This is a genomic window from Lacticaseibacillus sp. 22 (genome assembly GCF_055413445.1).
The window spans coordinates 1-599 of record NZ_JBVAYD010000076.1 but is presented as its reverse complement, the minus strand read 5'-3'; the positions used below and the strand labels follow the sequence as shown (position 1 = coordinate 599).

Genomic DNA, 599 nt, shown 5'->3' with positions numbered 1-599 from the left:
AGGGTAATCCCCTCAAAACTAAACAAAGTTTCGTGTGTGCAGGTTTCCGTCAGACTTTCAGTCTGTTTCCTTAGAAAGGAGGTGATCCAGCCGCAGGTTCTCCTACGGCTACCTTGTTACGACTTCACCCTAATCATTTGTCCCACCTTAGACGGCTCGCTCCCTAAAAGGGTTACGCCACCGGCTTCGGGTGTTACAAACTCTCATGGTGTGACGGGCGGTGTGTACAAGGCCCGGGAACGTATTCACCGCGGCGTGCTGATCCGCGATTACTAGCGATTCCGACTTCGTGTAGGCGAGTTGCAGCCTACAGTCCGAACTGAGAATGGCTTTAAGAGATTAGCTTGACCTCGCGGTCTCGCAACTCGTTGTACCATCCATTGTAGCACGTGTGTAGCCCAGGTCATAAGGGGCATGATGATTTGACGTCATCCCCACCTTCCTCCGGTTTGTCACCGGCAGTCTTACTAGAGTGCCCAACTAAATGCTGGCAACTAGTCATAAGGGTTGCGCTCGTTGCGGGACTTAACCCAACATCTCACGACACGAGCTGACGACAACCATGCACCACCTGTCATTTTGCCCCCGAAGGGGAAACC

Annotated in this window: 1 rRNA gene; it reads right to left on the bottom strand. The window is 52.8% G+C overall.

The window, feature by feature from the left end:
- Positions 1 to 74: 74 nt before the first annotated feature.
- Positions 75 to 599, bottom strand: a 16S ribosomal RNA gene (locus ACWP87_RS13820); the annotation flags it as partial.